This window comes from Stenotrophomonas sp. EMP41, from assembly GCF_047495535.1.
GTDB classification, from domain to species: Bacteria; Pseudomonadota; Gammaproteobacteria; order Xanthomonadales; family Xanthomonadaceae; genus Stenotrophomonas; species Stenotrophomonas sepilia.
In genome coordinates this window covers 767,000-779,229 of record NZ_CP179923.1, presented here as the reverse complement: position 1 = coordinate 779,229, position 12,230 = coordinate 767,000, and the positions used below count along the sequence as shown (strand labels likewise).

13 protein-coding genes are annotated in these 12,230 nt (G+C 67.8%); 3 read left to right on the top strand and 10 right to left on the bottom strand.

Annotated features, from left to right (window positions below):
• Positions 1 to 58: 58 nt before the first annotated feature.
• Positions 59 to 715 (top strand): ferric reductase-like transmembrane domain-containing protein, encoded by a 657-nt coding sequence (locus ACMGRF_RS03585; protein WP_262258150.1) that lies wholly within the window; start codon positions 59 to 61, stop codon positions 713 to 715.
• A gap of 117 nt (positions 716 to 832) precedes the next feature.
• On the opposite strand, the gene ACMGRF_RS03580 is transcribed toward ACMGRF_RS03585, so the two are convergent.
• The 6 genes from ACMGRF_RS03580 to ACMGRF_RS03555 all read right to left on the bottom strand — a co-directional run bounded on the left by ACMGRF_RS03580 (position 833) and on the right by ACMGRF_RS03555 (position 5,677).
• Positions 833 to 1,969, bottom strand: coding sequence for a metallophosphoesterase (locus ACMGRF_RS03580; protein WP_414485635.1), 1,137 nt, complete (start codon positions 1,967 to 1,969; stop codon positions 833 to 835).
• Positions 1,970 to 2,089: 120 nt separating this feature from the next.
• Positions 2,090 to 3,631, bottom strand: a complete 1,542-nt coding sequence (locus ACMGRF_RS03575; protein WP_414485634.1) for a TerC family protein — start codon at positions 3,629 to 3,631, stop codon at positions 2,090 to 2,092.
• Positions 3,632 to 3,674: 43 nt separating this feature from the next.
• Entirely contained in the window at positions 3,675 to 3,899 is a 225-nt protein-coding gene (locus tag ACMGRF_RS03570; RefSeq protein WP_049416521.1) for a helix-turn-helix domain-containing protein, read from the bottom strand.
• Positions 3,899 to 4,366: a DUF2975 domain-containing protein gene (locus tag ACMGRF_RS03565; protein WP_099486882.1), complete on the bottom strand. Its 468-nt coding sequence runs from the start codon at positions 4,364 to 4,366 to the stop codon at positions 3,899 to 3,901. Before ACMGRF_RS03565 ends, ACMGRF_RS03570 begins: the two co-directional genes overlap by 1 nt.
• A gap of 203 nt (positions 4,367 to 4,569) precedes the next feature.
• Positions 4,570 to 5,151: an NMCC_0638 family (lipo)protein gene (locus ACMGRF_RS03560; protein WP_414485633.1), complete on the bottom strand. Its 582-nt coding sequence runs from the start codon at positions 5,149 to 5,151 to the stop codon at positions 4,570 to 4,572.
• A gap of 94 nt (positions 5,152 to 5,245) precedes the next feature.
• Positions 5,246 to 5,677, bottom strand: a complete 432-nt coding sequence (locus ACMGRF_RS03555; RefSeq protein ID WP_111191517.1) for a pyridoxamine 5'-phosphate oxidase family protein — start codon at positions 5,675 to 5,677, stop codon at positions 5,246 to 5,248.
• A 285-nt stretch (positions 5,678 to 5,962) separates the two neighbouring features.
• On the opposite strand from ACMGRF_RS03555, the gene ACMGRF_RS03550 reads away from it, so the two are divergent.
• On the top strand, positions 5,963 to 6,397 hold the full coding sequence (locus ACMGRF_RS03550; RefSeq protein ID WP_312546836.1) for a hypothetical protein: 435 nt from the start codon (positions 5,963 to 5,965) through the stop codon (positions 6,395 to 6,397).
• Positions 6,398 to 6,432: 35 nt separating this feature from the next.
• On the top strand, positions 6,433 to 6,939 hold the full coding sequence (locus ACMGRF_RS03545; protein WP_414485632.1) for a PaaI family thioesterase: 507 nt from the start codon (positions 6,433 to 6,435) through the stop codon (positions 6,937 to 6,939).
• Between the two features lie 9 nt (positions 6,940 to 6,948).
• Here ACMGRF_RS03545 and ACMGRF_RS03540 read toward each other — a convergent pair whose 3' ends face one another.
• From ACMGRF_RS03540 to ACMGRF_RS03525, 4 genes are all read right to left on the bottom strand, one after another.
• Positions 6,949 to 8,691 carry a diguanylate cyclase gene (locus ACMGRF_RS03540; RefSeq protein WP_312546837.1) on the bottom strand — a complete coding sequence of 581 codons (1,743 nt, stop codon included), beginning with the start codon at positions 8,689 to 8,691 and terminating at the stop codon, positions 6,949 to 6,951.
• A gap of 162 nt (positions 8,692 to 8,853) precedes the next feature.
• On the bottom strand, positions 8,854 to 9,879 hold the full coding sequence (locus ACMGRF_RS03535) for an AI-2E family transporter (protein ID WP_072168658.1): 1,026 nt from the start codon (positions 9,877 to 9,879) through the stop codon (positions 8,854 to 8,856).
• A 116-nt stretch (positions 9,880 to 9,995) separates the two neighbouring features.
• Positions 9,996 to 11,048 (bottom strand): diguanylate cyclase, encoded by a 1,053-nt coding sequence (locus ACMGRF_RS03530; protein ID WP_414485631.1) that lies wholly within the window; start codon positions 11,046 to 11,048, stop codon positions 9,996 to 9,998.
• 148 nt (positions 11,049 to 11,196) lie between these two features.
• Positions 11,197 to 12,201 carry a LacI family DNA-binding transcriptional regulator gene (locus ACMGRF_RS03525; RefSeq protein WP_414485904.1) on the bottom strand — a complete coding sequence of 335 codons (1,005 nt, stop codon included), beginning with the start codon at positions 12,199 to 12,201 and terminating at the stop codon, positions 11,197 to 11,199.
• Positions 12,202 to 12,230: the final 29 nt, after the last annotated feature.

Below are 12,230 nucleotides of genomic sequence, written 5' to 3'. Positions count from 1 at the left end.
CCCGTTCCTTGACCGGCCAGCGGCCGGTGCTACCCATCCCCTACTTCGAGGTTTGATCATGGCCGTTTCCAATCCCCCTCTGCTGCACGGCTGGCGCCTGTTCGTGGCCATCGCGGCGGTACTGATCGCCTTCGCGCTGGGCGCGTTCGTCCTGCATGCCGATGTGGCCGAGGGCAGCCGAGCAGCGATCCGGGTCACTGCACGCACATCGTTCCTGCTGTTCCTGGCGGCGTTCACCGCATCGTCGTTCGCCAGTCTTCTGCCCGGCCCGTTCACCCGGTTCCTGCTGCGCGAACGGCGCACCGTCGGTTTGTCCTTCGCGTTCTCGCACCTGCTGCATGCCATCGCCATCACCAGTTTCGGCATCCTCAACCCGGCGTTCTGGCCAGCACGATCCGCGCTGGCCAACCTCCCGGGCACGGTGGGCTACATCGCCATCCTGGCGCTGGCCATCACCTCGCACCGGGGGCTCGCCCGGCGCATGGGACCCACCGCCTGGCGTCGCCTGCACGTCACCGGCATGTGGATCATCGCGGCGGTGTTCACCTACTCGTACTTCAAGCGCGTGCCAGGCAACTTCTGGTATGCGGTGCCGTCGGCACTGCTGTTCACCGCCTTTGTGGTGCGCTGGATCGCCAAGCGGGCGCAGGCGCTGCGCCGAAGCGCGCATGCGCGGCCACCGCTGCGGAGTTCTCAAGGAGGCGGTTACTTGTAGAGCCGAGCCCATGCTCGGCTGCCTCTGGTTCAGCCGAGCATGGGCTCGGCTCTACAGAGGGATCCCAGCACGATAGGCAGCCAATTCTCGGCGGAAAGGGATCTGCCCCACTTCAGGTCACGGCGCGCGGCGCAATGTTACCAGGGTGATCTCCGAAGGCACGCCGATGCGTGCCGGGAAACCGGCCCAGAGGCCCGCACCATTGCTCACGTACAGCGTCATCCCATCCACGTCGTAGCGGCCGGACACGAAGCCACCATTGGCCCGCTTCACCAGTTGGTCCATGCCGATGATCTGCCCGCCGTGGGTATGGCCGGACAGCTGCAGTTTGACGCCGCGCGCCGCTGCCGCACGTGCATTGCGCGGGCGGTGATCGAGCAGGATCACGGGCGCAGCGGGATCGGCGCCGGCCAAGGCGGCGTCCAGATCCGGCAGCGGCAGGCCGTAGCGTGCGGCCACCGGATCGGTGACCCCGGCAATGGTCAGCGCCGCGTCGCCACGGCGTACCTGCAGGTGGCTGTTCTCCAGCACCTGCATGTGCAGCGCGCGGAACGCCTGCATCCACGCCTGGTACTGCGCGTAGTACTCGTGGTTGCCGGTGATGGCGACGACGCCGTCCGGCGCCCGCAGGTCCGCGAGTGGACGCGCGTCGTCACGGCGGGCCTCGACACTGCCGTCGATCAGGTCGCCGGTGATCACGATCAGGTCCGGCGTCAGTGCGTTGCTCTCATCCACCACCCTGCGCACCCAGTCGCCGGTCAGCAGGCGACTGGCATGGATGTCGGTCAGCTGCAGCACGCGATAGCCGTCGAACGCAGCGGGCAGCCCGGCGATGCTCACCTCGATCTGCCGGGGCTTGGGCACCGCCATGCCCTGGCTGACGCCATACCCACTGACCAGCAGGGCCAGCACGCTGGCCGCCGGCCGCAAGCGCCGCGTGCGCAATGCGGCTACCGCACGTGGCCAGCGCAGCAGGCGGGACGCGAGCAGGCCCACATCCATCGCCAGCATCAGCAACGCCAACAGCAACACCGCCGTGGAGCCGGTGGCCAGCGTGGCGATGGCCAGTTTCGGAATTTCCGGCGACGCCATGGTGCCCCAGAAGGCGGCGACGATACGCAGCTGCACGGCTACGCCCACCAGCAGCAGCGACAGCACGACCTTCAGCCAAGTGGGCATGCGCAGTGGCCAGAACAGGCGCCAGGCCACATACAGGCCCATCAACAAACCGATCGTACTCAGCACTGCAACCATCCTGGAAAGAAAGCGGGCCGCCATGGTGACGGCTGCGGGTCGTGTTGTGTAGCGCCGAGCCCATGCTCGGCATTTCAACCTGCAGCCGAGCATGGGCTCGGCGCTACAACAACAGGTGCGTCAAGCCATTCCGTCGAGGCGCTGCACCCGAAGGCGGGCGATACGGCGTTTTTCCATCGCCAGCACGGTGATGCGGAAACCGGCCACTTCCACGCTGTCGCCCACGTCGGGCAGGCGCCCCAGCTGGTCCAGCACCAGGCCGGAAATGGTCATGTAATCGGCGCTGCGCGGCAGATCCACGCCAGTCATCCGCTGCAGGTCATCGAGAGTCAGCGCGCCATCGGCCTCCCATTCGTCCTCGCCCTGCGCCACCACGCCGTAGCGTTCGTCCTGGGTGTCGGCCAGGTCGCCGGCAATGGCCGCCAGCAGGTCATTGGCGGTCACCAGGCCTTCCACGCTGCCGTACTCGTCCACGGCCACCGCCAGCGGCACCGGATGCTGGCGGATCAGCTCCAGCGCCTGCAGCGCACTGGCACTGGACAGTACGTACTGCGGCTCACGCAGGTTGCCTTCCAGCTGTAGTGGCTTGCCCTGCAGCAGGTCGGCCAGCAGGTCGCGGCTCTGCACCACGCCACGCAGGCTGTCCAGGTCACCCTCACCCACCAGCAGGCGGGTATGCGGCGATGCCACCACGCGCGCCACCACATCCTCGTGGCCACGGGCCAGGTCGATCCACTGCACGTCGGCGCGCACGGTCATCACGCTGGACACCGGGCGATCGGCCAGGCCCAGCACGCTGCGGATCATCTCGTGCTCGGCCGGCTGCAGCCGCTCCTCGTCTGCATGTTCTTCCTCGCCGTGGCCATCGTCGTGGCCGTTGGCCGGGCGTGCCCCCAGCATGCGCAGAACGGCGTCGGCGGTGCGCTGGCGGAAGGGCTGGCGGCGCTCGTTGCGCTCACGGTTGAAACGCACCCACTGGTTGAAGGCTTCCACCAGGATCGAGAACGCGATGGCCGCGTACAGATAGCCCTTCGGGATCTTGTAGCCCAGGCCTTCGGCCACCAGGCTGAAGCCGATCATCAGCAGGAAGCCCAGGCACAGCACCACCACTGTCGGGTGCTTGTTGACGAAGCGGGTGAGCGGCTTGCTGGCCAGCAGCATCAGCGCCATCGCGATGGTCACCGCGGCGTACATCACGCCCAGGTTGTCGACCATGCCGACCGCAGTGATCACCGAATCCAGCGAGAACACCGCATCGAGCACCACGATCTGCGCAACGACCATGGCGAAACTGGCGTAGACCTTCTTGCCATCGTCGTGGTGCTCGCGGCCTTCCAGCCGTTCGTGCAGCTCCATGGTGCCCTTGAACAGCAGGAACAGGCCACCGCCCAGCAGGATCAGGTCACGCCCGGAAAAGCTGTGCTCGAACAGCGTAAGCAGCGGCTCGGTCAGTTTCATGATCCAGGCCAGCGCCGCCAGCAGCACCAGCCGCATCAGCAGGGCCAGCGCCAGGCCGATCACCCGCGCGCGGTCGCGCTGGTGTGGGGGAAGCTTGTCGGCCAGGATCGCGATGAACACCAGGTTGTCGATGCCGAGCACGATCTCAAGCACGACCAGGGTTGCAAGGCCCATCCATATCGAGGGGTCAGCCAACCATTCCATTTCAGGTCCGTTTCGTCAGTAGGTAAGGGAGAAGAACAAACACTCAGTCTGCGTCCTGCGCGCGCGACGGGTCGTGCCCGAGCAGGTCGCCAGGCGTGCACTGCAGCTCGCGGCAGATCGCATCGAGCGTGGAAAAGCGGATGGCGCGCGCCTTGCCGGTCTTCAGGATCGACAGGTTGGCCAGGGTGATGTCGATGCGCCCGGCCAGCTCGGACAGGGTCATGCCCCGTTCCTGCAGCACGCGGTCCAGGGTGATGATGATTGCCATCAGATGACACCGTCGAGGTCATCGCGCATCGCCGCCCCCACGGCGAAGACGCGTGCCAGCACGAACAGCATCAGCACCGCCACCAGCCCGGTGATCGACATGCCGCCGCCCACCTCCATCCAGGTGAAGTCGGGACCCATCCAGGCCGCGTAGGCGCCGATCAGGATAGACAGCAGCTCCATCGCCAGCATCAGCCACGCCATCCGTTGCAGGCGCTGCGCATTGGCGTGGGTGAACGGCCTTTCGCGCGCCGCCGATTTCAGCAGCCGCAGCAGATGGCGCAGGAACAGCAGGCACAGCACCAGCAGCGCGACGATCGCAGCCAGCCCCAGGCAGAAGTGCAGGAACAGAGCGTTGCCGTGTGCAGCAGCGGCAGCGGCATCGTGGACGTTGTCGAGCAGCCAGCGGCGGTCGTGGGCGACCAGCGGCACCGCCAGCAGTGCGGCCAGGATGCCCAGCCAGCACATCGCCCGGACGGCCTGGACGGCGGCCTGGGCCAGGGTGAACAAGCCTCGCGCGGGCCTGGCGCGGGCGGGACGAGCGGTCAAGCGGCCTCCGGCATTGGGGCGGCCTCGCCGCCCCGGGTGGATTTATCGATAAACGATATATCACAACCTGCGTGAAAGGCTGAATCGCAGGCAGGGGCGGTCTGCGCGGCGCGGGGCCAGCGTTACCGGCTGGGTGCAGCCTGCTCCAGCATCGCTTCGCCCGGCGTCACCGAGGCCATCGCCTGCACGCCGGCCTCGGCCGCCTGCCGCGTGACCAGCCGGAAACGCACCTGCAGCTTGGCCTGCCCCGGCGTGGCCCAGCCGTACTGGATCGCCACCTGGTCCGCCGACAACGGCCCACGGCCTGGCAGCGAGCGCGCCTGCAACGGCTTCGGCGCCGCCTGCACCAACCGGGCAAAGCCCTTCTGCACGACCGCCGCGTCGGCCTTTTCGGCGTAGACCGTGCACGTGCCATCGTCAGCCCAGCTGACCGCATAGCGGCCGCTGGCCAGCGGCACCATCCAGGCCACGCCCGACTGCCCCTGCAGCAACGTTGCCGCCTCGGCAGGCTGCAGCGGTGACAGCCCGTTTGATTCCATCAACGACTGCAACCGCGCCGGCGCGCCGATGTGCTGCATGCAGGCGGTATCGAACAACTCACTGAAAGGGACCTGCGCCTGTGCGCTGGCCTTGGGTGCACGCGCAGGCTGCGCCGCCGCCAGGGCAGGCAGCAGGGCCAGGATCAGCCAGGAGGCAGGGCGCATTGGAACTCCACGGTACGGAACGCAGCGGGGAGGATGGCAAAGCCCGGGCGTGGCGTGCAATGGCCGCGTTGCCGCCGGCCTCCCCGCGCCGGGATCAGGCTGTGATTTCGCCCTCGTCCTCGCCATCCCAGTAGTGGATGCGGCTGGCGCGCACATGGATCAGTACCAGTCCCGGTGTATCCACTCCCTGTTCGAACCACCGTTCCAGGTCCTTCACCCAGTGCTCGCGCATCGTGGCCCGATCGCGCACCAGCGCCGCCCTTCCCTGCACGTGCACGAACAGCGGCGGCTTGCCCAGCAGCGACTTGCTGCCGGAGAAACCCAGCGCGACGGTGGGGTCAGCCTCGATCTCGCGCACCATGTCGGTGTCTTCCATGGTGAAGAACCAGCTGTCACCGTCATAGTCCACGTCACCGTTGTTGCTCATCGGGCGACCGGCAATTTCTCCACCGGCGTGGGTCTGCAGCATCGTGAAATCGATGCCGGCCATTTTCTTGGCAAGTTCTGGGAGGGTGAGCTGGGTCACGGCGCGGTCCTTGATCGGAGGGACGCCCAGCGTCTGCGCAGAGCGGTGACCGGAAAGTGGATGAGCACTTGCGGCCTCTTCACGGGAAACGAGATAGGGCGCGTGGTCTGTGTGTGACGTACTCCACACCACCACACCCACGTTAAAGGCAGATGGAGGAATGCCCCTGCGAAGCACCACAGCCGGCTAACAGGGGGGTGCCCGAGAATCGCGCAACCCCGTGGCACGACCGGCATGGCAGGCGGCGTGCACGCGGCGACTCCTCTGCAACCGCATGGCCTCCACATGGATCTGTTCGCCTGGCTCGCGTTCGGCTGCTACCTGTTGGCGTTCTTCATTGTCTCGCTGTTTGCTGCGGCCTATCTGAAACGTTCCGACTTCATGCCCTACCACGCGCAGGCCGTGGGCATGTCGTGGGCGGAGATCGAACCGCGCATGCAGGTGCTGCTGATGGCACTCATCCGCGTAGTCGGCGCCGGCTGGATCGCACTGGCCGGCGCCGGCGTGATGCTGGCCTGGCTGATCTTCTTCGGCGGACACTTCGCGCTGCCGCAACTGCTGGCCTTCCAGTTGTTCTGCCTGGTCGCCACCGTGCCGCCGGTACTGGTCGCTTCCGGCGTGCGGCGACGCACCGGTGCACGCACACCCGTACCCGCTGGCGCCATGGTGGCGCTGCTGTCGGTCATCGGATTCGCGCTGGCCCTGTTGGCACTGTCCTGATGCGTGCTCCCTCCTCTCCCTCCATCGAGGCTCCCATGAATCCCGAATCGATCTTCTACAGCGTGGTCAACGGTGATCTGCCGCCCTCCCAGGCGGGCACCCTGCTCGGCTGGCGATTCGTCGACTACGACGATGCGCTGCGCCGCATCCATGTCGAGTTCGACGCCGGGCCGATGCTGACCAACCCGATGGGCAACGTGCAGGGAGGCTTCCTGTCGGTGATGCTGGATGACTGCATGGGGCCGGCGATCTACGCCACACTGCCCGCCAACCGCATCGCGGTCACGGTGGAATCCAAGACCAGTTTCGTCAGTCCGGCGCGGCCCGGGCGGATCATCGGCTGGGGCGAGGTCGAGCACAGCAAGGGCAGCATCGCCTTCACCCGTGGCTGGCTGACCGACCCGGGCGGCAAGGTACTGGCTACCGCCAGCGCTACCTTCCGGGTGGGTGCGCTGCGCTGGCGCGGGCTCTCGGTGCCGCGTCCCATCGCCCGCCGGATGATCGCGCGCACGCTGCGGCGCGTGCATGCGCGCGTCGGCTGATGCGTGTGCTCAACGTGCGTTGCGGCCGCCGCCGGCCACCCGCACGCGGTCGCGGCCCTGCGCCTTGGCCTGGTACATCGCCGCGTCGGCGGCACGCAGCAGGGTGCGCCAGCCCAGCGCATCGGTGCCCCCCTCGGCGACGCCGAAGCTGGCAGTGACCCGCAGCACGTTGCCTCCGGCCAGTGCGATGTCCAGCTGCCGCATGGCCACGCGCAGCGACTCGGCCAACTGGCGGCCGCCGGCCAGATCGCCGTCGGCCAGCAGCACCAGGAATTCCTCGCCACCGTAGCGGGCGATGCTGTCGCTGCGGCGCAGGTGACGCTGCAGCAGCTGTGCCACCTGCACCAGCACCTGGTCGCCAGCAGCATGCCCATGGCCGTCGTTGATGGCCTTGAAGCGATCGACGTCAAGCAGGATCACCACCGCGCTGTTGCCACCGTCGGCATGGCGCTGCTGCACCCTCTGGTCCAGCGCGCGCCGGTTCAACAACCCGGTCAGTTCATCGGTGCCGGCCAGCTGGCGCAGCTCGCTGGTCAATGCCGAGCGCTCGCGCGACTTCTCGCGCAGCACTTCGATGGCATCGAACAGGCGCTGCATCTCGGCCAGCGGGTGGGTCACATGCTGCTCCGGGCCGGGGGCTTCCGAGGCGATCTGGATGACCTGCTTCTGCGCCTGCAGCAGCGGCCGCAGGATCTGCAGATGGGCAATGCGCAGCGCCACGCCCAGCACCACCAGCGTGCCCAGCACTGTCGCCACCAGCACCACCAGGCGCGTCGCTTCGCGGTTGCGGGTGCGCTCGAAACGGGCGATGGACACGCTCAGGTAACCATCACGCAGCGCTTCCAGCGACCGCAGGGTCGGTACGTAGCGCGTGGTGAACTCGGCGGCAGTCCACGGCGGCGGCACGCCGCGCCGTCCATCTTCGATCAGCTGTTCGATCATCGGTAGCGATTCGCCGAAGAACTGGCGGCGTGCCATGTCCCAATGCCAGGACAGCGTCGGATCGCTGCGGAACACGGCTTCATGGCTGCCTGCCAGCCGCCACAGTTCCAGCAGGCGTCCTTCGGTCTGCAATGCAGCCTGCACCTGTTCGTCACGCCAGGCCCCCGGTACCGCCACCGGCGCCATCACGTTCGAGGCCAGGCGGCCGCCATGCTCGCGCAGGTCGATCAGCACCTGGCCCTGCATCGCCGGGATCGCCGCTTCGCGGTCGGCACTGACCAGCACGCTGATCTGCGCCGAGGTCAACACGTGCAGGCGATCGACCACGGCGAACATGCTGCTGATCGCGCGCTCCACGTCTTCCACCCGGCGCGCGTCGTGCGGCTGTGCCACCACCTGGTCCACCGCGGCCCGCGCCAACTGCAGGCGACGTTGCACGTCGGCCAGCAGCCCATGCTCGTCGACCACGCCCGGATCGGCCTTGAACACGGCGTCCAGTTGCAGCAGGGCAGTGTCGACCCGCTTGCGCGCAACCGCCAGCTGCGCGGCCAGCCGGGCCTGTTCGGCCGCATCGGCCGTATTGGCTCCCAGCAGGCTGTTGGCGGGGCCGCGCTCGGCCGACACCCGGTTGGCCAGGTCGAAGGTCTGCCGCAGCTGGCGCAGGCTGGCCAGGTTGTCCTCGGCGGCGGTGAAGCGCAGCGTGCCCTGCACCAGTGCGATGGCCATCAGCGGCAGCGTACAGAGTACGAACAGCCCGGCCAGGATCCAGACCCAGGTCCGCAATCCGATGGGCGACGCCTTGCGGGCCATGCACATTTCCCCTGTCGTGCGGAACACTGTAGCGGCCGCCTGCACAGGCGCCAAGCCGCTAATGGGCCAGCCGTGGCCGTGGGTATATCGTGCCCGCCGCGAACGCACCGGCAAGGTCGTGCGAACGCTGGAACCGGGACGAACACATCATGCCCCGCCGCGTCAGATCCAGCGCTGGTCGACCAGTTCGCGCTTCACGTAGGCATAGAACACCGGCGCGGCGACCAGGCCCGGCAGGCCGAAGGCCGCCTCCATCACCAGCATTGCCAGCAGCAGCTCCCAGGCCCGCGCCTGGATTTCACCACCGACGATGCGTGCGTTGAGGAAGTACTCCAGCTTGTGGATCACGATCAGGTACAGCAGCGCCGCCACCGCCACGTAGAACGAGACCGACAGTGCGACGATGGTGATGATCGTGTTGGAGATGATGTTGCCCACCACCGGCAGCAGGCCGGCCAGGAAGGTGATCAGCACCAGGGTCTTGGACAGCGGCAGGTGCACGCCGAACAACGGCAGCACGCCCAGCAGGAAGATCGCGGTGAACACGGTGTTGAGCAGCGAGATCTTCACCTGCGCGAACACCACCTGGCGGAACGCGGTGGCCAGGCGGCTGGTGCGCCCGATCAGCTCCTGCGCCAGCGGGCCCATCTTCGGCAGCGGCAGTTCGTCATACAGCGCGATCATGGCGCCGAGCACCATGCCGATCAGCACGCGCACACCGACCTGTACCACCGAGGTACCGGCCACGCCCAGCTGGCGCTGATGCTCGGCGGCCCAGTCGTTCAGCGCCGCGCGCAGTGCCGGCATGTCCTCGGGAATGTAGGGTTGCAGCAGCGCCGGCACCTGGTGCCGCGAGGTGTTGAGGATCTCCATCAGGCGCGCCAGCAGTGCGTCCGGGCCGCCGGTCTCGTTGCGGAAGAACGAGGCCACGCCGATCCCGGCCAGTACCAGCGCGCTGATGATGATCGCCGAGAGCACGATCACTGCGATCGCCCGTGCGCGTCCCGGCGGCAGCCTGCCTTCCACGGTGGAGGCCAGCAGGTGGGTCAGCTGGAACACCAGCAGGCCGGACAGAAGGGTGACCACCAGGCCCAGTTTCAGCGCCAGCCACATGCCCAGCAGCATCATCAGCCACGCCGCGATCCTTGGAATGGGGGGCTTGGGCTGGGCAACGAGAGCGTCTTGCATGGGAGCGCGTCCGGGCGGGGTGGCCCATGGTAGAGGATTGGCGTGCTGATTCCGCGTGCAGGATGAATGGGCATTTCATCCTCGGCCGGCAGCAGCCGTGCCGTCCCCACGCGCGCTCACTCGCCGTAGCTGGCGGTGTTCTTGCCCTGGCGCTTGGCGTGGTACAGCGCGCGGTCGGCCAGTGCCAACCAGTCCTCGACACTGCCGCCACGCGGCGTGGCCGCAATGCCGATACTGACGCTGAATTCCACACCCGGCGTGGCCTGCCGCGCGGCCTCGAGCAGGTGCAGGCGCACCCGCTCGGCCACGTGCATCGCATCCACCGGCGCGCAGTCGCGCAGCAGCACCACGAACTCATCGCCCCCCAGCCGCGCGGGCGTATCACCGGGCCGGGCAACGGTGCGCAATGTCGCCGCGATATGCCGCAGCACCTCGTCACCGGCGCGGTGGCCATGCGAGTCATTGATGCGCTTGAAGTCGTCCACATCGAGCATCAGCAGGCAGGCAAGGCCGCCCTGGCCCTGGGCCCGGTCCAGCGCCTGCTGCGCACGCTGGATCAGGAAACCACGGTTGGCCAGCTCGACCAGCGGGTCCATCCGGCTGAGCCGCTGCAGCTGGCGGTTCTGCGATTTGACCCGGCGCGCCAGCTGCCAGCTGAGGATGCTCAGGCCGATGCCATAGACGAACAGGAACGGCACACTGAGCACGATCGTGCGCTGCGAGGTGACCGGCTGGTAAGGGAAGCCGAGCGTCCACCAGGTCAGAGCGAAGCCCAGCAGCAGGGCCAGCGTGGCACGCATCGCCAGGCGAACGCCACCGGCAGCGATCTTGTCGGCCACCAGCAGTGCGGTGAACAGTGCACTGGGCACCGCGCTCAACGCCATGAAGGCGATCCAGCCACCGCCGAAAAAGGAGTCGGCCACCATGCAGCGGAACTGGACGAGCGCGGGCTGGGCGGAGCGCTGGGTCAGCATCAATGCCAGCGCAGGCCACGCCAGCGCGTTGAGCAGCAGCAGGGTCCATGCCAGCGGCCCATCGTGGCGTTCGAGGATGATCGAAGCGATGGGGATTGCCCCCAGTCCATTGCCGACGAAACGCATCCAGCCGATGCGACGTGCCGCGCCAATGCCTTCGACCGCGCCTTCCGCCGAATCGGTGAAGAATGGCATTGCCCCCCCCTGCGCGATCGCACCTGCTGCTACGGCCCTTGCCGGGCTGCCTGCGATGAGTCTGACAGCTTTGCGTCAATTCGGGATCAAGGTCGTGGCACGGCGCGCGGGCCGGCCGCCCTGCTCCGGCTGCCCTGCCTCGCCTCCGCTACCGCCTGGGCACCGCCGTCGAACCGCGCAGCATGAAGCTGAACTCCAGCGTCTGCTGAAGCGGTACATCGACCTGTTCGATGATGGAGAGCAGCAGGTTGACCGCGCGCTCGCCGATTTCACGCATCGGCTGCCGGACGGTCGTCAGCGGCGGGGTGAGGTAACGCGAAGAGGCCAGGTCGTCGAAGCCGACGATGGAGAGCTCGTCCGGAACGCGGATACCCCGGTCGCGGCAGGCCGCCAGTGCCCCCAGTGCCATCTGGTCGCTGAAGCAGAACACCGCGGTCGGCACGGGCGTGCCGTCCAGCAGCGCAATCACCGCCGCATGCCCGGACTCAACGGAAAAGTCCCCCGGCACGATGCTCAGCTGGCGCAGGCGACCCCGCGCCTTGCCGGCGGCCCGGACCCCTTCCAACCGCTGCTGGTGCAGGGGGTTGTCAGGTGGCCCGCCGACCACGGCGATCCGTTCGTGCCCCAGGCCGTACAGGTGCTCCATCACCGCGCGTGCGGCGGCCGCGTTGTCGATGTGGACGCTGGGGATGCCCAGTGCGGGGTCGAACTCGCATCCATTGACCACCGGCGCAGCCGCGCCGCGCTGCTCGACGATCTCGCGCGCGGTCGGTGGCAGGCGATGGCCCAGCACGATCATGCCGTCCGCCTCGTTGCGCCGGAGCATCTGTGCGTAGCGCTCCTCACGATCGGGTTGATGCTGGGTATCGCCCAGCAGAACCGCGTAGCCGACCGCCTGCGCGGCCTCCTCCGCACCCTGCAGGATCTGTGCGAAGAACGGATTGGCGATGTCCGGGACGGTGACCAGGATCTTGCCGCTGCGCTGGGTCTTGAGCGTGCGCGCCACCGTGTTGGGCACATAGCCCAATGCGGCGGCGGCCTGCTCGATGCGCGCACGGGTGGCCGGCAGCACCTTGTCCGGCCGGGAAAGCGCCCGTGACACCGTGCCTGCGGAGACGCCGACGTGCCTGGCGATGTCGTAGATGGTGGCGATGGCGTTAGTTCTCCTGTCCGCTGTGCAGT

What these genes read in the sequence shown, in the direction of transcription:
- ACMGRF_RS03585 (WP_262258150.1), top strand. Translation starts at nt 59, where the DNA reads ATGGCCGTTTCCAATCCCCCTCTGCTGCACGGCTGGCGCCTGTTCGTG.
- ACMGRF_RS03580 (WP_414485635.1), bottom strand. Translation starts at nt 1,969, where the DNA reads ATGGTTGCAGTGCTGAGTACGATCGGTTTGTTGATGGGCCTGTATGTG.
- ACMGRF_RS03575 (WP_414485634.1), bottom strand. Translation starts at nt 3,631, where the DNA reads ATGGAATGGTTGGCTGACCCCTCGATATGGATGGGCCTTGCAACCCTG.
- ACMGRF_RS03570 (WP_049416521.1), bottom strand. Translation starts at nt 3,899, where the DNA reads ATGGCAATCATCATCACCCTGGACCGCGTGCTGCAGGAACGGGGCATG.
- ACMGRF_RS03565 (WP_099486882.1), bottom strand. Translation starts at nt 4,366, where the DNA reads ATGTGCTGGCTGGGCATCCTGGCCGCACTGCTGGCGGTGCCGCTGGTC.
- ACMGRF_RS03560 (WP_414485633.1), bottom strand. Translation starts at nt 5,151, where the DNA reads ATGCGCCCTGCCTCCTGGCTGATCCTGGCCCTGCTGCCTGCCCTGGCG.
- ACMGRF_RS03550 (WP_312546836.1), top strand. Translation starts at nt 5,963, where the DNA reads ATGGATCTGTTCGCCTGGCTCGCGTTCGGCTGCTACCTGTTGGCGTTC.
- ACMGRF_RS03545 (WP_414485632.1), top strand. Translation starts at nt 6,433, where the DNA reads ATGAATCCCGAATCGATCTTCTACAGCGTGGTCAACGGTGATCTGCCG.
- ACMGRF_RS03540 (WP_312546837.1), bottom strand. Translation starts at nt 8,691, where the DNA reads ATGGCCCGCAAGGCGTCGCCCATCGGATTGCGGACCTGGGTCTGGATC.
- ACMGRF_RS03535 (WP_072168658.1), bottom strand. Translation starts at nt 9,879, where the DNA reads ATGCAAGACGCTCTCGTTGCCCAGCCCAAGCCCCCCATTCCAAGGATC.
- ACMGRF_RS03530 (WP_414485631.1), bottom strand. Translation starts at nt 11,048, where the DNA reads ATGCCATTCTTCACCGATTCGGCGGAAGGCGCGGTCGAAGGCATTGGC.